Consider the following 16,633-nt stretch of genomic DNA (forward strand, 5'->3'; position numbering starts at 1 on the left):
CGGTCTTCTTGCCCATCTCATTCGCAGCCCGCATCACGCGGATCGCTATCTCGCCGCGGTTGGCGATCAGAATTTTCTTGAAGTCGGTCATATCTTCCCCCGAGGTCGTTCAGTCTGGCGATGTGTTAGGCGCATCTTGGCGTGCAGTATACCCGTAGTACTGGGTAGTGCGGGGCATGATTGCGCTCTCATTTTGTGCTTTTCCGCCGCGCGGAGCGAAAGCGGGCTCACGGGGCAGTGTGGTTGAGCGGTCTGGCCGCTGGCAAAGAGGCAAGATCCGGCGTGCCGAGCTGGCCCATGTTCGCCTCCAGATCCTTTTTCAGGATGTCGATCAGATGGTCGGGACCGGTCGGCCCCAGCGCGGCCAGCGCGAAGTGAAAGGCGCGGCCGAGCATGACGAAATCGGCGCCAAGCGCCAGCGCCCTGAGGATGTCGAGGCCGCCTTCGATGCCGCTGTCAAAGATCAGCGGCAGGTCCGTGGCGGCGCGCAGCTCGGGTAGCACTTCGATGGCGGCGGGGCTTCCGTCGAACTGGCGCCCGGCGTGGTTCGACACCCAGAGCCCATCGACGCCAATTTTCTCCAACGGCTGCGCGTCCTCGGCGCGCATCACGCCCTTGATCACAAAAGGACCATCCCAGTGATCGCGCAGCCAGCGCGCATAGTCCCAATCGGGCGAGGTGCGCAGCAGATACCCGATATGGGCGGTGGAGGAACGGCTCTCACCAGTGGCCTCGGCGGTGTATTTGTCGAGGGTACGCATATGCGGCATGCCGCCCTCGTGTCGGTGCTGACGGGCCATGCCCATGGCCCAGGCCGGGCGCATCGCTACCTGCGCCAGCAGGCGTGGCGTGAGGCGCGGCGGCTGGGTGAGGCCGGATCGCGTTTGCCGTTCCCGCCGTGAGGCGACAGGGACATCCACGGTCAGCACCAGCACCTTGAAGCCCGCGTCCCGGGCCCGGGCCAGCATGTCCTTGCGGATGCCTTCGTCCTTGGGGGGGTAAAGCTGGAACCAGGCCTGCTCGCCCAGATGCGGCGCCAGATCTTCGGGGCATTGGCTTGCAACGGTCGACAGGCTGTAGGGAATGCCGGTGCGGGCGCCGCAGCGGGCCAGGTGGCCTTCGGCATCTGGCCAGATCAGTCCCGACATGCCCACCGGCGCAATGCCAAAGGGCAGGGGCAGCGTCGCGCCAAACAGCTGCGTCGACAGGTCGATCTCAAGCGGGCCATGCAGGATGGAGGGCAGGAAGCCGACCCGGTCCAGCGCGGTGCGGTTGCGCCTTTGGGTGGCTTCGGTGCCGGTGGCGCTGTCCAGATACTCCCAGACAAAGCGGGGCAGGCGCTTGCGTGCTGCTGCGCGCAGGTCAGACAGGCCGGGGTAATGCAGGTGCAGATCCTGGTGCATGTTCATGCGGCGCATAATTGCTGCTTTGCAGCGAAAGTCTAGCGAAAATGTTACAGAATTCTAACAGGGGCCCAGGCGGGCGCAGACAGCGGCGCCACTGGGGAGCGGTTCGCGGTAAAAAAGAGGCGTGAACATAGTGTGAACGTCCCCTTTCCCGCGCAGATGAATCACGCTAGGATCACGCCCATGAGCAGTTTCGATGAAATGGACGCCTTTGAGGGCGCTTCCCTCTCCGCCCGCGCCATGGCTGCGCGCCCCAAACCCTATCTGGACGGGCTGAACCCGGCCCAGCGGGACGCCGTGGAATGCCTGGACGGGCCGGTTCTGATGCTGGCGGGCGCAGGCACCGGCAAGACAAAGGCGCTGACCACCCGGATCGTGCATCTGCTGACCCTTGGACAGGCGCGCCCGAATGAGATCCTCGCCGTGACCTTTACCAACAAGGCGGCGCGCGAGATGAAAGAGCGGGTCGGCCGGATGCTGGGCCAGCCTGCCGAGGGCATGCCCTGGCTTGGCACCTTTCACTCGATCTGCGTCAAGCTGCTGCGCCGCCATGCAGAACTGGCCGGGCTGAAGTCGAATTTCACCATTCTGGACACTGACGATCAGATCCGCCTCCTGAAGCAGCTGATCCAAGCCGCCGGGATCGATGACAAACGCTGGCCCGCGCGGATGCTGGCCGGGATCATCGACGACTGGAAGAACCGCGCCCTGACACCGGAGAGCGTGCCAGTGGCCGATGCCAGCGCCTATAACCATCGCGGCACCGAGTTCTACGCCCAGTATCAGGCCCGCCTGAAAGAATTGAATGCCGTCGATTTTGGCGATTTGCTGCTGCATATGGTGACGATTTTCCAGAATCATCCGGATGTGCTGTCTCAGTATCAACGCTGGTTCCGCTACATCATGGTCGACGAATATCAGGATACCAACGTCGCGCAGTATATGTGGCTGCGGCTGCTGGCGGCCGGGCACAAGAATATCTGCTGTGTCGGCGATGACGATCAGTCGATCTATGGCTGGCGCGGCGCCGAGGTGGGCAATATCTTGCGGTTCGAAAAGGACTTTCCCGGTGCCAAGGTGGTGCGGCTAGAGCAGAATTACCGCTCGACCGAGCATATCCTGGCGGCGGCCTCCGGCGTGATCCGGGGCAATGCAGGGCGTCTGGGCAAAGAGCTGTGGACCGAGGCAACTGGCGGCGAAAAGGTGCGCCTGATCGGCCATTGGGACGGTGAAGAAGAAGCGCGCTGGATCGGGGAAGAGATCGAGGCCATGCAGCGCGGCACCCGTGGGCAGGATCCGGTGGATCTGAACCAGATGGCGATTCTGGTGCGCGCCAGCCACCAGATGCGCGCCTTTGAGGACCGTTTCCTGACCATCGGCTTGCCCTACCGGGTGATTGGCGGGCCGCGATTCTACGAGCGGCTCGAGATTCGCGACGCTATGGCCTATTTCCGGCTGGTGGTCTCGCCGGAGGACGATCTGGCCTTTGAGCGCATTGTCAACACGCCCAAGCGGGGCCTTGGCGACAAGGCACAGCAGAAGATCCAGATCGCGGCGCGCGAGAATGGCGTTTCGCTGCTCGAAGGGGCACGGCTGGCCGTCGACAGCGGTGAGATCAAGGGCAAGGGCGGCGCTGCGCTGCGTCAGCTGACCGAGGATCTGCGCCGCTGGGGTCGGATGGCAGGCGATTCCGACATCAGTCATATGGAGCTGGCCGAGATCATCCTGGACGAAAGCGGCTATACCACCATGTGGCAGATGGACAAGAACCCGGATAGCCCGGGCCGTTTGGAGAACCTCAAGGAACTGGTGAAGGCGCTGGAGAATTTCGAGAACCTGCAAGGCTTCCTCGAACACGTCAGCCTGGTGATGGACAACGATAAACAGGACGCCGAGCAGAAGGTCAGCATAATGACCCTGCACGCGGCCAAGGGTTTGGAGTTTCCAGCCGTCTTCCTGCCGGGCTGGGAGGACGGGTTGTTCCCCTCGCAGCGGTCGATGGATGAAAGCGGTCTCAAAGGGCTCGAGGAAGAGCGGCGCCTTGCCTATGTGGGCATCACCCGGGCGGAGAAGATCTGCACGATTTCCTTTGCGGGTAACCGCCGGGTCTTTGGCCAGTGGCAGTCGCAGTTGCCCTCGCGGTTCATTGATGAACTGCCTGAAGAGCATGTGGAGGTGCTTACGCCGCCGGGTCTATACGGCGGCGGCTATGGCGCAGCGGCGGGCGGTACGCCAGTGCAGTCCCGAATCGACGAACGGATGGCGCAGGCGGATGGCTATAATTCGCCGGGCTGGAAGCGCATGCAGGCGCGGGCCGGGGAGCGCGGGCTGTCGCAGCCAAGGGAAAGCCGCAATCAGGTGATCGATTTGACGGCGACCTCCAGCTTTACGATTGGCGAGCGGGTGTTTCACCAGAAATTCGGCTATGGCGCGATCACCGGTATCGAAGGTGACAAGCTGGAAGTGGATTTCGAAAAGGCCGGGGTGAAAAAGGTGATCGCGAAATTCGTCACCGCCCATGACGATGTGCCGTTTTGAGCTGTGCCGGAGCCAGTCTGCTTTCTGGCTGCCCTGAGCATATTAATCTGAAAATGGAATGATGCGGTCGGATCGCGTTGCGATCCGATCCGGGCGCGGGGGCGCTGGCAGCGATGCTGCCAGCGCCCCCGCGCCATTGCCCCGTTGCAACGGCTGCGGAGCGAGAAGGGTGGGCGCGCAGCGGCTGGCGATGGTGTCGGGTGATTTCTGGGGGGCGTGAAATGCAAAAACGGCGGTGCCAGGGAGGAGGAAGGCACCGCCGTTCTTTTCAACATTCGGCCAAATGGGAGGAGAGACCGAATGTATCAGCGTCCGGGTCTGATCCCGGTATGAGGTGCGGCGACACCAGGGAGGAGGAGAGGTGCCGCCGCTCTGAACAACATCTGGCCAAATGGGAGGAGGGCCGGATGCATCAGGTCCCGGGTTTGATCCCGGTATAAGGTGCGGCAGCACCAGGGAGGAGGAGAGGTGCCGCCGCTCTGAACAACATCCGGTCAAATGGGAGGAGAGACCGGATGTATCAGCGTCCGGGTTTGAGCCCGGTATGAGGTGCGGCGACACCAGGGAGGAGGAGAGGTGTCGCCGCTCTGAACAACATCTGGTCAAAAGGGAGGAGAAGACCGGATGTATCAGATCCCGGGTTTGATCCCGGTATGGGGTGCGGTGACATCAGGGAGGAGGAAGATGTCACCGCGGAACACAGGCCCTTTAGGGAGGAGGAGAAAAGAGCCTGATCTCGGTTATGCGTTTTCGTATGCGGCCTGGTAGGCCAGACGTTTGATCATCGAGCGGTTCAGCCCCAGATCCGCCAGTTCGCGGTTCGACAGGGCGGAGAGCTCATTCAGGGTTTCGCGATACAGACGGTAACGCGCGATTTTCAGTTTCAGCTCGTCGATCAGGCCCAGGCCGTTTGCGGCCAGCGAGCCCTTGTGGGCGGTGATGTGATTTACTGCAGCCATTGGGCAGATCCTCAGTTCCGTAAATTTCCGTGTGCCGTTAAAGGCGTTTCTTGAACACCAATTTAGGGAAATGCTGCAACTGCACAATCCCAAGAGTCAGCATTTCTGCCATGCAGCATTTGCATGGGTCATCTGGGGGATGTGTGGAAAATTGGTGTGGTTTTGTGCGGGGTTGGAGAAATTGCCTATTCTTGGGGCGGTTTATGTCTGGGATGCGTAAAGCTGCCGTCACGGCAATCGCGCTTGGGCTGGCGCGGGCGCTCCTATATAGGGTGGGCGCCCAAAGAGGGGCAGGAAAGACAGGAGAGCGCCATGCCGGTGACCCACGATCAGATTCGCGCCGCGCTGGAGCGGCTGGCCTTGCCGGATGGGGGCACCCTGGTGTCCCGGGATATGTTGCGGGCGCTCAGTGTCGACGGTGACACCGTCCGCTTCGTGATCGAAGCGCCCAGCCCGGCGATTGCCCAGCAGATGGAACCCCTGCGCCGCGCCGCCGAAGCGGCGGTCCTCGCTCTTGATGGCGTGTCCAGCGTGACGGCGGCGCTGACCGCGCATGCTCCGGCGGCATCCGCACCCGGTGGCGGGCAGGGGGCGCCCTCGCTCAAGGTCGGCGGCCACCCGAAACCGCAACAAGGGCCGATCAAGCCCGCTGGGGTGGCGCGCATTCTTGCCATCGCTTCGGGCAAGGGAGGCGTCGGTAAATCCACTGTCAGCGCCAATCTCGCGGTGGCCCTTGCCCGGCAGGGGCGGCGGGTTGGTCTGCTGGATGCAGATATATACGGTCCCAGCCAGCCGCGCATGATGGGGGTAACGGGCAGGCCTGCCAGCCCGGACGGCAAGACCATCGAGCCGCTGCACGCGCATGGCGTCACGGTGATGTCGATCGGCTTCATGGTGGATGAGGCAAAAGCCGTGGTCTGGCGCGGTCCGATGCTGATGGGCGCGTTGCAGCAGATGCTGGGGCAGGTCAATTGGGGAGAGCTGGACGTGCTGATCGTAGATCTGCCGCCCGGCACCGGTGATGTGCAACTGACGCTGTGCACCAAGGCAGAGCTGACCGGCGCCATCGTTGTCAGCACCCCGCAGGATGTGGCGCTGATCGACGCGCGCAAGGCGCTGGACATGTTCAGCCAGCTGAAAACACCGGTTCTGGGACTGATCGAGAATATGTCCTTCTTCACCTGTCCCGACTGCGGCGGCGATCATCACATCTTTGGTCATGGCGGGGTGGCGGCCGAGGCTGAAAAGCTGGGCTTGCCGCTTCTGGGGGCGCTGCCCATCGATCTTGAGACCCGCCTGGCGGGGGATGGCGGCACGCCTGTTGCCGCGGGCGAGGGGGCCATGGCCGAGGCCTATGGCCGGATTGCCTCTGGTCTGGTGCATGGCGGTATGGCCTGATCCGGTTTTCCGGTCAGTCTACATCTATCTGAATACATAATAGGTGCCGGGCTGCGCGGGCGGTCCGGTGTCTTCATGTTGTCGTGCAGGCCTGCCTCTGCCGTGCTGTTTCGCCCCGGATGGGTCGCTGTTGCGGTCCCTGTTGCCTCTGCGAGGCGTCACCGCTCTGTGCTGGTGGGAGGCGATCCCTTTGTCTGGGCGCGGAGCGGGCGGGGTCTGCCGGGGTGCGGCTTGATCTGGTGCGATCAGGCTGCGGTTTTGTGCCTCTGTCCCATGTCATCCCATTAGGACCTCCCAATTTTTCGTCCCGACCCTCGTGTAGTCGCGGTCGATGGGAAACCATGGGCTGCACTGCAGAGGTCGGGTCGTGGGAAATCATGGGTTCGCTGCGGTGGTTGCGGGTCCCGCCGCGAATCACATCTGCCCAATTCCATGGGACCAAGGGGTGTTTCGCCTCTCCCTGCCCGGGTCGTTGCAGAAAGGGGTGGGGGTGTACCGTGAACATAGGTGTGCCCCGCGAGTCTCTTGAAACTTTTTCTGGGAAACTATGGGTCATTTTGGGGCGTTGTTGTGGCCACTATATGTAGTTACTTATCATTAATCTTGCCCAAATTAGGCGGAATTTAGCCGAAGTGTTAATGGAGAATTAACGGAAATTGAGACAACTGGCCCATGCTTGCCCACGTTGCCGTGAAGAAATTAGTTGCCGTACCCTGAATTCCCATAGTATCCCTTTCTACATCGACGGAGAGCAAGGATGGGGCGCCAAACGACCCCGTAAAAATCAAAAAAGCAGGTTTCATACAGGCCTTCGCTTTCATCGAACAAAGAGATCCGGCGCGCGGGCGAGCAGACATCCCCCCAGATGGCGTGCGCAGTCGGACACCCCCGCATAGCGGGACAGGCGGCGGGTTGATCAGTGGCAGCAGATCAGCCCGCCCCTTTTACTTTCGGGGGGCAGATATCTCGCGAGGGACGCGAAAAAGGGACGGTAAATTGGGCCGCAGGTTCAGAGGCGAAAGCCACCATAAGGTGGACAGCAAGGGGCGGGTGTCGATACCCGCCACCTTTCGCCGTGTTCTTGAGGCCAGCGATCCCAACTGGCAGCCCGGGGACAGCCCCGAACTGGTAATCGTCTACGGCGATGAGCGCCGCAAATTCCTGGAATGCTACACCATCGAGGCGATCGACGAGGTCGATGCCAAGATCGCAGCCCTGCCGCGCGGCTCGCGCGAGCGCAAGATTTTGGAACGCATGTTCAACGGCCAGTCCCTGCCGACAACGGTGGACGAGACCGGGCGTCTGGTGCTTCCGGCCAAGCTGCGCAACAAGATCGGGCTGGAGGGTGAGGCTTTCTTTATCGCGGCGGGCGATACCTTCCAGATCTGGAAGCCGCAGACCTATGAAGAGGTCGAAATGGCCGAAGCTGAAAAGCTGATGGAAGATCTGCCCGAAGATTTCGACCCACTGGAATTCCTTGATGGCGCCGGAGGGGTCTGAGGCATGACGACCGAGCACACATCCGCATCCGGCCCGCATATTCCCGTCTTGCTGCGCCCGCTGTTGAAGGCGGTGGCGCCGGTCACCGGGCGTTGGCTCGATGGCACATTTGGGGCAGGGGGCTATACCCGTGCCCTGCTGGAGGCAGGCGCTGATCAGGTGATCGCAGTGGATCGCGACCCGCTGGCCTTTGAAATGGCCAAACCCTGGGCAGGGGAGTATGGCGACCGGCTGGTGCAGCAGCAGGGCGTGTTTTCCCGTATGGATGAATACGCGCAGGATCTGGATGGCGTGGTGCTGGACCTTGGCGTCTCTTCGATGCAGCTCGATCTCGCCGAACGCGGCTTTTCCTTCATGAAGGACGGCCCACTGGATATGCGCATGTCGCAGGAAGGCCCCTCGGCCGCCGATCTGGTTGCCGAGCTGAGCGAAGCCGAGCTTGCCGACATCCTGTTCTACTATGGCGAAGAACGCGCCAGTCGCCGGATCGCCCGCGCCATCGTCAAGGCGCGCGAAGTTGAGCCGATCACCACAACGTTGCAACTGGCGAGCTTGGTGGAATCCTGCCTGCCGCGCGCCAAACCCGGACAATCCCACCCGGCGACGCGCAGCTTTCAGGCGCTGCGCATTGCGGTGAACGCTGAATATGACGAGCTGTTCGAAGGTCTTCTGGCCGCCGAACGGGCGCTGAAACCCGGAGGCCTTCTGGCAGTGGTCACCTTCCATTCGGTCGAGGACCGCATGGTCAAAAGGTTTTTCCAGCACCGTGCTGGCAAGACAGGGCGTGCGAACCGTTATGCCCCCGAAATCGAAGAGCTGCCCGCGCAGTTCGAAATTGTCACCCGCAAGGCGGTCGGCCCGGATGATCAGGAATTGGCGGAAAACCCGCGCTCCCGCTCGGCCCGCCTGCGTGTGGGGCGGCGAACCGATGCGGCACCTGCACCGATCTCGGCCCGCGATCTGGGCATGCCACAGCTAAAGGAGGCGCGGAAATGAAGACGCTTTTATACGCTGTCACCGCTCTGGCGGTCTTTGGTCTGGCCTTCTGGGCCTATCGCGAAAACTACGCCACGCAGCAGGTCCTGAAGGAAACCCGCAATCTGCAACGCGAGATCGGCGCCGCACAGGTGCGGCTGGGCGTTCTGCGCGCGGAATGGGCCTATCTCAACCGCCCCGACCGTCTGATCGGTCTTGCTGAGCTGAACTTTGACCGGCTGGGCCTTCTGCCGCTGCGCCCCGATCAGTTCGGTCGCGTGGACGAGGTGTCGTACCCGCTTGAGCAGGACTTTAGCATTGCAAACGGTGTCGATGTTTCCGGGTTGAACCGGGATCGCGGTACAGGAGAGCAGCCATGATCCGCACGCCGCTGCGCCCTCTGGCTCGTATTCTGAACGCCCGTGCTACCGGGCAGAACCCGGATGTGATCGAAGAAGAAAACATCCGCCTGCGGCATGAAGAAATGCAGGCGAAATCGCGCCAGCGTGCCGAGGGGCGGCTTCTGGTGCTTGGGGTGTTTTTCCTATGTGCCTATACTGCAGTGATCGGCCGGATGGGGGTCCTGGCCACCTCTGAGCCGAGCGAGCCGGTAGCCAGCGCCGCGGGCAGCGCCATCGCTGCGCAGCGCGCCGATATCGTCGACCGGCAGGGCCGTATTCTGGCGACCAATTTCGAGACGCACTCTCTTTACGCGCAGCCGCCGCAGATGATCGACCCGGAGGGCGCCGCTACGCGCCTGGCCGAAATTTTCCCGGATCTGGACCGCGAAGATCTGGTTGAAGATTTCACTGGCAAACGCAAGTTCCTGTGGATCAAGAAGAAAATCAGTCCCGAACAGAAGCAGGCGGTGCATGATATCGGCGATCCCGGCCTCTTGTTCGGCCCGCGCGAGATGCGGCTTTATCCCAATGGCAGCGTCGCAGCCCATGTTCTGGGCGGCGCCGGTTTCGGCAAGGAAGGCGTTTCGGCAGCCGAGGTGATCGGCGTTGCCGGTGTCGAAAAGCAGTTCGACGATTACCTGCGTGACCCCGGTAATGGCGATAAACCGCTGCAACTCTCGCTGGATCTGACGATCCAGGCTGCCGCCGAGCGGGTGCTGGATGGCGGCATGAAGCTGATGAACGCCAAGGGGGCCACCTCGATCCTGATGGATGTGCACACGGGTGAGGTGATTTCGGTGGTGTCGCTGCCGGATTTCGATCCCAACGAACGTCCGCGTCCACCCACCTCGGGGTTCGACCCGTCGGTTAGCCCGCTATTCAACCGCGCGGTGCAGGGCGTTTATGAGCTCGGCTCGACCTTCAAGATTTTCGCGGCAGCGCAGGCGATGGATCTGGGGTTGGTGACACCGGAGACCGTGATCGACACCCGTGGGCCGCTGCGCTGGGGCAAATTCGCGATCCGAGATTTCCACAACTACGGCAACGAGTTGTCGGTGACCGAGATCATCGAGAAATCCTCGAATATCGGCACCGCACGGCTGGCGCAGCAGATTGGCGCCGAGCGGCAGAGAAGCTTCCTCGGTGAGCTGGGCATGCTGGAGCCAACACCATTCGAGATCGTCGAGGCCAGCGGCGGCACGCCATTGACCCCGAAGAACTGGTCCGAGCTTTCTGCGATGACCATTTCCTATGGTCACGGAATTTCGACCACGCCGATGCATCTGGCGGCGGGTTATGCCGCCATTGCCAATGGCGGCTATCACGTCAGCCCGACGGTTCTGAAACAGCGGGGCGCTCAGCACGGTGAGCGTGTGCTTTCTGAAGAAGCAGCGAAGGCGGCCCGCACCATGCTACGCCGCGTGGTGACCGAAGGCACTGCCAGCTTTGCTCGGGTGCCCGGCTACCAGGTGGGCGGCAAGACTGGGACTGCGGACAAGCCACGCCCGCGCGGCGGCTATTACGAGGACAAGGTGATCGCCACCTTCGCCTCGATCTTTCCGGCGCAGGATCCAAAATACGTGCTGGTCGTGACGTTGGATGAACCTTCGGTCTTCGCCTATGACGAGGAGCGCCGCACGGCAGGCTGGACCGCTGTGCCGGTGGCCGCCGAGATGATCAAGCGGGTCGCGCCTCTGCTGGGGCTGAGACCGCAAGTTGAACCCACCGAGGTGGCTGATATAACCCTCACCTCTAACTGACTCAGGTGAGGGCGCCTCATGAGCCGCAATACCCCGCAAGACAGACCGGACCCACGTCCCCTCAGCCAACTGGGGCTGACCGCCCGCGGCGGCGCGGACCCGATGATTTCCGATCTGGTGGTCGACAGTCGCCGGGTGGGCGATGGCGCGCTTTTTGCGGCTCTGCCCGGCAGTCAGGTGCATGGCGCCAATTTCATTCCCGCTGCCCTGCAACAGGGCGCAGCGGCAATCCTGACCGATGCCGCCGGGGCCGAGATTGCAGCCCGCCCCCTGTCAGAAAGCCACGCGGCGCTGATCGTCGTCGAGGACCCCCGGCAGGTGCTGGCCTATACCGCCGCCCTGTGGTTTGGCGCCCAGCCGCAGACCATGGTTGCGGTGACTGGCACTAATGGTAAAACCTCAGTCGCGACCTTCGTGCGGCAGATCTGGATGGCGCTGGGCCATGAGGCCGTGAATCTTGGCACCACCGGGGTCGAAGGCGCCTGGAGCTACCCTCTGGCCCACACCACGCCCGAGCCTATCACTCTGCACTGCGCCCTTGCGGCAGCGGCAAAGGCCGGTGTCACACATGCCGCGATGGAGGCGTCTTCGCACGGGCTGGATCAGCGGCGCCTTGACGGGGTGCAGCTGGCGGCAGCGGGTTTTACCAATTTCACCCAGGATCATCTGGATTATCACCACACCTTCGAAGAGTATTTCGCAGCCAAAGCGGGTCTCTTTCGCCGGGTGCTGCCGGACGAGGGCGTCGCGGTGATCAATATGGACGATGCCCGGGGCGCCGAAATGCGCGCCATCGCGGCGGGACGCGGACAAGAGGTTATTACCGTGGGGCGCGGCCTTGGCGATCTTTCGCTGGTGGGGCAGCGCTATGACGGCACCGGGCAGGACATAAGGTTCTCGTGGCACGACAGACCTTTCATGGCCCGGTTGAACCTCATTGGCGGCTTTCAGGCGGAAAACGTGCTGATGGCCTGTGGGCTGGTGATCGCCAGCGGCGAAGAGCCCGAACGCGTTTTTGAAACCCTGCACGAGCTGACGACGGTGCGTGGGCGGATGCAGTTGGCGGCGACCCGTGAGAACGGCGCCTCTGTCTTTGTGGATTATGCCCATACGCCCGATGCAGTCGCTACCGCGATCAAGGCGCTGCGCCCGCATGTTTTGGGCCGTCTCGTTGCCATCGTCGGCGCCGGTGGTGACCGGGACGCAGGCAAGCGGCCGCTGATGGGGCAGGCGGCGCATGACAATGCTGATGTGGTTATCGTCACCGACGACAACCCGCGCAGCGAAGATCCCGCCGTGATCCGGGCCGCTGTCAAAGGCGGCGCACCCGACGCGATTGAAGTGGGCGACCGCGCCGAGGCGATCCTGCGCGGCGTTGCAATGCTCGAGCCGGGCGATGCGCTGCTCATCTGCGGCAAGGGGCACGAAACCGGACAGGTTGTCGGCAGTGATGTGCTGCCCTTTGATGATGTGGAACAGGCGAGCATGGCGGTGGCCGTACTTGATGGGAAAACCGTATGAGCGCCCCGCTGTGGACCGCAGCCGAGGCCGCCGCTGCAACCGGCGGTGAGGCACGCGGCGATTGGCAGATCAATGGCGTCTCAATCGATACCCGCACCCTGCAGCCGGGTGATCTCTTCGTGGCGCTGAAGGCCGCGCGAGATGGCCATGATTTTGTTGCTCAGGCCTTGAAGGCAGGCGCAGGCGCGGCGCTGGTCTCACGCATTCCAGAAGGCCTGCCCGAGGACGCGTCGCTGCTGCTGGTCGAGGATGTGCAAAAGGGGCTGGAGGCGCTGGGCCGTGCCAGACGTGCGCGCGCCAATGCGCGCGTGGTGGCAGTGACCGGCTCGGTCGGGAAAACCTCGACCAAGGAAATGCTGGCGCGGATCCTGTCGGATCAAGGTCGTACCCATGCAGCCGTCGCCAGCTATAACAACCACTGGGGCGTGCCGCTGACTCTGGCGCGGATGCCACAGGATACGGAATTTGCGGTCATCGAGATTGGCATGAACCATCCGGGCGAAATCGAACCCCTAGCCCGGCAGGCCCGCCCGCATGTGGCGATGATCACCACCGTGGCCGCCGTGCATCTGGAGGCCTTTGATGATGTCGCCGGGATTGCTCGTGAAAAGGCGGCCATTCTGGATGGGCTGGAGCCGGGCGGCATCGCCGTGCTCAACGCCGATATCGACGAGGCCCCGGTCCTGCGGCAACGGGCGGAACAGCTGGGCGTTTCGGCGCAATGGTTTGGTGCAAGCGCACCCGATGCGCGGCTGATCGCAACGCAGGTGACAGGCGAGGAAACCGTGGCCAGGGCCGAAATCCTAGGTGCTGAGGCCGAGTTGCATATCCAGTCACTGGGCGCGCATTTTGCCATGAATGCGCTAGGGGCGCTGCTTTGCGTCAATGCGCTGGCCGTTGATCTGGCAGAGGCCATTCGCAGTCTGGCACTGTGGTCGCCGGTGACCGGGCGCGGCGCGCGCGAAATGGTGGAGCTGTCACAGGGGCAGGTCCTGCTGCTGGATGACAGTTACAATGCCAATCCAACCTCGGTGAAGGCGGCGCTGGACGTGCTGGCGGCCACCCCGGTGGCAGAGGGCGGGCGTAGGATTGCCTATCTTGGCGATATGAAAGAGCTGGGACCGGAGGAGGTCGCACTGCATGCGGATCTTGCCCGCCATCCTGCCATCGCAGAAATCGATCAGATCCATTGCGTCGGGCCGCTGATGCAGCATCTGGCAGAGGCCTTGCCGGATGAAAAACGTGGCGGCTGGCATGCAGACAGTGCGGCAGCAAAGGCTGATCTTCCGGAGCAGATCGGGGCTGGCGACGTGGTTCTGGTCAAAGGCTCGCTCAGCATGAAGCTCGCCTCCATCGTTGACGGCATCCGCGATTTGGGTCATGGCAGCCGGAACTCTGATGCAAATTCTACCAAGTGAGGACTGGCTGATATGCTTTATTGGCTGACGGCGCTGTCGGATGGCGGTGATTTTTTCAACCTCTTCCGCTACATCACCTTCCGGGCCGGAGGGGCCTTCATGACGGCGCTGGTCTTTGGCTTCCTGTTCGGCAGGCCGCTGATCGACGTGCTGCGCAAGCGGCAGGGCAAGGGGCAGCCGATCCGCGACGACGGACCCGAAGGGCATTTCTCCAAGGCCGGGACGCCGACCATGGGCGGTTTGCTGATCGTCGGCGCCTTGTTGACCTCGACGTTGCTCTGGGCGCGGTGGGACAATCCCTTTGTCTGGCTGGTACTGTTCGTGACGCTGGCCTTCGCGCTGATTGGCTTTGCCGATGACTACGCCAAGGTGTCCAAGCAGAACACTGCCGGGGTGCCAGGCAAACTGCGGCTAGGGCTTGGCATTCTGATCGCAGTGGTCGCGGCGGTCTGGGCCTCGGCCTATCACGGGGCAGAGCTGCAGAACCAGCTGGCGATGCCAGTGTTCAAGGATACGCTGATCAATCTGGGCCTGTTCTACATTCCCTTTACCGTCTGCGTTATCGTCGGCTCGGCCAATGCGGTGAATCTGACCGATGGTCTGGATGGTCTGGCGATTGTGCCGGCGATGATCGCCGGTCTGACGCTGGGGGTGATCGCCTATGTCGTGGGGAGGGCCGACTTTTCCCAGTATCTGGACGTTCACTACGTAAAGGACACCGGCGAGATCTTTATCTTCACCATGGCACTGTTCGGCGCCGGGCTTGGCTTTCTTTGGTACAATGCGCCGCCCGCAGCGGTGTTTATGGGGGATACCGGCTCGTTGGCCTTGGGCGGCGCGCTAGGTGCAATCGCGGTGGCCACCAAGCACGAGCTGGTGCTGGCCATTGTTGGCGGGCTTTTTGTAGTCGAGGCGCTGAGCGTGATCATTCAGGTGCTCTATTTCAAACGCACCGGCCGCCGGGTGTTCCTGATGGCGCCGATTCACCATCACTATGAGAAAAAGGGCTGGGCGGAGCCGACCATCGTGATCCGGTTCTGGATCATCTCGCTGATCCTGGCGATGATCGGTCTGGCAACGCTGAAAGTGCGCTGAGCGGCAGCGATCCGAAGACAGGAAAAGGGGGCTGCGGCCTCCTTTTTTATGCGGGTGTCCTTGCGCTAGGCACGGGGACTCTCCCGCTCCCTTCGGCGGCCAGGCCCGCCTGCCAGCGGTTGGGCGTGGCCCGCGCTAAATGCGCGCGCGGGGGCGGTTTGCGGCGGCTTGCAAAGGCCGTGATGGCGGTGCACTCTGCGCCGAAATTTGATCAAAGGATGAGGGTGGGCATGATCCCGGTCAGAGGGTTTGAAGGGGCGCGGGTCGCCGTTCTGGGATTGGGGCGCTCCGGCCTTGCCACGGCGCGGGCCCTCAGGGCTGGCGGCGCCGAGGCGATCTGCTGGGATGACAACCCGGAGGCGCGGGAACGGGCCGAGGCAGAGGGGTTCTCCTGCGCCGATCTGAGCCGGGCTGGTGCCTTTGACGGGATCGCCAGCCTGATCGTGTCCCCGGGCATTCCGCATCTCTACCCAAAGCCCAACCCGGTTGTGCGCGCGGCCCTGATGGCCGGGGTGCCGGTGGACAATGACATCGGGCTGTTCTTCCGCTCGGTCGCGACGGGGGAGTGGGACAAGTTCGACCAGCCGCCCAAGGTGGTGGCCATCACCGGATCGAACGGCAAATCCACCACGGTCGCATTGCTGCAGCATATTCTTGAGCAGGCGGGGCGCGACAGCCAGATGGCGGGCAATATCGGCCGCGGGGTTCTGGATATCGACCCGCCGGGCAATGGCGGCGTGATCGTGCTGGAGCTGTCTAGCTATCAGACCGAACTGGCGCGGGCGCTAACCCCGGATGTGGCGGTCTTCACCAACCTCAGCCCGGATCATCTGGACCGGCATGGCGGCATGGGCGGCTATTTCGCGGCCAAGCGGCGCCTGTTCGCAGAAGGCGGCCCCGATCGTGCCATTGTCGGTATCGATGAGGATGAAGGGCTGTTTCTGGCCGGACAACTGTCCGAGGCCGCCAGTGATGACCGGGTGATCCGCATCTCGGCTGCGCAGAAGCTGACAGGGCCGGGTTGGCAGGTCTTTGCCCGCAAGGGGTTCCTCAGCGAATACCGCAAGGGGCGGCAGGTGGCTTCGATCGATTTGCGACCGATGCAGGGCTTGCCGGGGGCGCATAACCATCAGAACGCCTGCGCCGCCTATGCCGCCGCGCGGGCGCTAGGGCTGGCGCCGCGTATGATCGAAGGTGGGTTGGAGAGCTATCCCGGTCTGCCGCACCGCAGCCAGACCATCGCTGAGGCGGGCGGGGTGCGCTACGTCAACGACAGCAAGGCCACCAATGTGGACAGCGCAGTGAAGGCGCTGAGCGCCTTCGGCAATATCCGCTGGATCTGCGGCGGGCTGGAAAAGGATGGTGGGCTGGAGGCCCTGAAAGGTCACACAGGTTCGGTGCGTCGGGCCTATGTGATCGGCCGCGAGGCGGCGACCTTTGCCATGCAGTTGGATGTGGACGCTGTGGTCTGCACCACCATGGGTGAGGCTGTGGCGCAGGCGATGGCAGAGGCTGAGCCGGGCGACACGGTTTTGCTCGCGCCGTCAGCGGCCAGTTTCGATCAATATGACAACTTCGAGCAGCGCGGTGAGGATTTCATCGCTGAGGTCACGCGCAGATTGGAAAACGGTTAAGGGCTTCGGGCTCACCCAAGCGGAAATC

At 62.8% G+C, this 16,633-nt stretch carries 13 protein-coding genes; 10 read left to right on the top strand and 3 right to left on the bottom strand.

The window, feature by feature from the left end; translation table 11 throughout:
* Both SM765_RS00005 and SM765_RS00010 read right to left on the bottom strand, forming a co-directional pair.
* Nucleotides 1–91 (bottom strand): biotin carboxylase N-terminal domain-containing protein (locus SM765_RS00005; RefSeq protein WP_368981411.1); only part of this gene is annotated, 91 nt, incomplete at its 3' end.
* A gap of 136 nt (nucleotides 92–227) precedes the next feature.
* The gene (locus tag SM765_RS00010) at nucleotides 228–1,418 is read right to left on the bottom strand and encodes an alpha-hydroxy acid oxidase (protein ID WP_274833457.1); all 1,191 of its coding nucleotides are present in this window, start codon (nucleotides 1,416–1,418) and stop codon (nucleotides 228–230) included.
* A 171-nt stretch (nucleotides 1,419–1,589) separates the two neighbouring features.
* On the opposite strand from SM765_RS00010, the gene SM765_RS00015 reads away from it, so the two are divergent.
* Nucleotides 1,590–3,944: an ATP-dependent helicase gene (locus SM765_RS00015; RefSeq protein WP_274836690.1), complete on the top strand. Its 2,355-nt coding sequence runs from the start codon at nucleotides 1,590–1,592 to the stop codon at nucleotides 3,942–3,944.
* A gap of 740 nt (nucleotides 3,945–4,684) precedes the next feature.
* On the opposite strand, the gene SM765_RS00020 is transcribed toward SM765_RS00015, so the two are convergent.
* A complete protein-coding gene (locus SM765_RS00020; RefSeq protein ID WP_274828928.1) occupies nucleotides 4,685–4,903 on the bottom strand; it encodes a DUF1127 domain-containing protein in 219 nt (72 codons plus the stop codon).
* Nucleotides 4,904–5,215: 312 nt separating this feature from the next.
* Here SM765_RS00020 and SM765_RS00025 point away from each other — a divergent pair, with 312 nt between their 5' ends.
* The 9 genes from SM765_RS00025 to murD all read left to right on the top strand — a co-directional run bounded on the left by SM765_RS00025 (nucleotide 5,216) and on the right by murD (nucleotide 16,605).
* A complete protein-coding gene (locus SM765_RS00025; RefSeq protein WP_274836691.1) occupies nucleotides 5,216–6,301 on the top strand; it encodes an Mrp/NBP35 family ATP-binding protein in 1,086 nt (361 codons plus the stop codon).
* A gap of 996 nt (nucleotides 6,302–7,297) precedes the next feature.
* Nucleotides 7,298–7,801: a division/cell wall cluster transcriptional repressor MraZ gene (gene mraZ / locus SM765_RS00030; RefSeq protein WP_082996115.1), complete on the top strand. Its 504-nt coding sequence runs from the start codon at nucleotides 7,298–7,300 to the stop codon at nucleotides 7,799–7,801.
* Nucleotides 7,802–7,804: 3 nt separating this feature from the next.
* Nucleotides 7,805–8,797: a 16S rRNA (cytosine(1402)-N(4))-methyltransferase RsmH gene (gene rsmH, locus SM765_RS00035; protein ID WP_274836692.1), complete on the top strand. Its 993-nt coding sequence runs from the start codon at nucleotides 7,805–7,807 to the stop codon at nucleotides 8,795–8,797.
* Nucleotides 8,794–9,156: a cell division protein FtsL gene (gene ftsL, locus SM765_RS00040; protein WP_065273041.1), complete on the top strand. Its 363-nt coding sequence runs from the start codon at nucleotides 8,794–8,796 to the stop codon at nucleotides 9,154–9,156. The genes rsmH and ftsL overlap by 4 nt, the downstream gene beginning before the upstream one ends.
* Complete coding sequence (locus SM765_RS00045; protein WP_065273042.1) at nucleotides 9,153–10,937, top strand: peptidoglycan D,D-transpeptidase FtsI family protein; 1,785 nt, start codon at nucleotides 9,153–9,155, stop codon at nucleotides 10,935–10,937. Before ftsL ends, SM765_RS00045 begins: the two co-directional genes overlap by 4 nt.
* Nucleotides 10,938–10,955: 18 nt before the next feature.
* Entirely contained in the window at nucleotides 10,956–12,458 is a 1,503-nt protein-coding gene (locus tag SM765_RS00050; RefSeq protein ID WP_274831769.1) for a UDP-N-acetylmuramoyl-L-alanyl-D-glutamate--2,6-diaminopimelate ligase, read from the top strand.
* Complete coding sequence (locus SM765_RS00055; protein WP_274836693.1) at nucleotides 12,455–13,876, top strand: UDP-N-acetylmuramoyl-tripeptide--D-alanyl-D-alanine ligase; 1,422 nt, start codon at nucleotides 12,455–12,457, stop codon at nucleotides 13,874–13,876. The genes SM765_RS00050 and SM765_RS00055 overlap by 4 nt, the downstream gene beginning before the upstream one ends.
* A gap of 12 nt (nucleotides 13,877–13,888) precedes the next feature.
* Nucleotides 13,889–14,971, top strand: coding sequence for a phospho-N-acetylmuramoyl-pentapeptide-transferase (mraY, locus tag SM765_RS00060; protein WP_065273045.1), 1,083 nt, complete (start codon nucleotides 13,889–13,891; stop codon nucleotides 14,969–14,971).
* Between the two features lie 230 nt (nucleotides 14,972–15,201).
* Nucleotides 15,202–16,605 carry a UDP-N-acetylmuramoyl-L-alanine--D-glutamate ligase gene (gene murD, locus SM765_RS00065; RefSeq protein WP_274833466.1) on the top strand — a complete coding sequence of 468 codons (1,404 nt, stop codon included), beginning with the start codon at nucleotides 15,202–15,204 and terminating at the stop codon, nucleotides 16,603–16,605.
* The last annotated feature ends 28 nt before the right edge of the window (nucleotides 16,606–16,633 follow it).

This window comes from Pseudophaeobacter sp. 1A09344, from assembly GCF_041008745.1.
Lineage (GTDB): Bacteria > Pseudomonadota > Alphaproteobacteria > Rhodobacterales > Rhodobacteraceae > Phycobacter > Phycobacter gallaeciensis_A.

Coding starts and splice junctions, on each gene's coding strand:
- SM765_RS00010 (WP_274833457.1), bottom strand. CDS start 1,418: ATGCGCCGCATGAACATGCACCAGGATCTGCACCTGCATTACCCCGGC.
- mraY (WP_065273045.1), top strand. CDS start 13,889: ATGCTTTATTGGCTGACGGCGCTGTCGGATGGCGGTGATTTTTTCAAC.
- murD (WP_274833466.1), top strand. CDS start 15,202: ATGATCCCGGTCAGAGGGTTTGAAGGGGCGCGGGTCGCCGTTCTGGGA.
- SM765_RS00015 (WP_274836690.1), top strand. CDS start 1,590: ATGAGCAGTTTCGATGAAATGGACGCCTTTGAGGGCGCTTCCCTCTCC.
- SM765_RS00045 (WP_065273042.1), top strand. CDS start 9,153: ATGATCCGCACGCCGCTGCGCCCTCTGGCTCGTATTCTGAACGCCCGT.
- SM765_RS00020 (WP_274828928.1), bottom strand. CDS start 4,903: ATGGCTGCAGTAAATCACATCACCGCCCACAAGGGCTCGCTGGCCGCA.
- SM765_RS00055 (WP_274836693.1), top strand. CDS start 12,455: ATGAGCGCCCCGCTGTGGACCGCAGCCGAGGCCGCCGCTGCAACCGGC.
- SM765_RS00050 (WP_274831769.1), top strand. CDS start 10,956: ATGAGCCGCAATACCCCGCAAGACAGACCGGACCCACGTCCCCTCAGC.
- SM765_RS00025 (WP_274836691.1), top strand. CDS start 5,216: ATGCCGGTGACCCACGATCAGATTCGCGCCGCGCTGGAGCGGCTGGCC.
- rsmH (WP_274836692.1), top strand. CDS start 7,805: ATGACGACCGAGCACACATCCGCATCCGGCCCGCATATTCCCGTCTTG.
- ftsL (WP_065273041.1), top strand. CDS start 8,794: ATGAAGACGCTTTTATACGCTGTCACCGCTCTGGCGGTCTTTGGTCTG.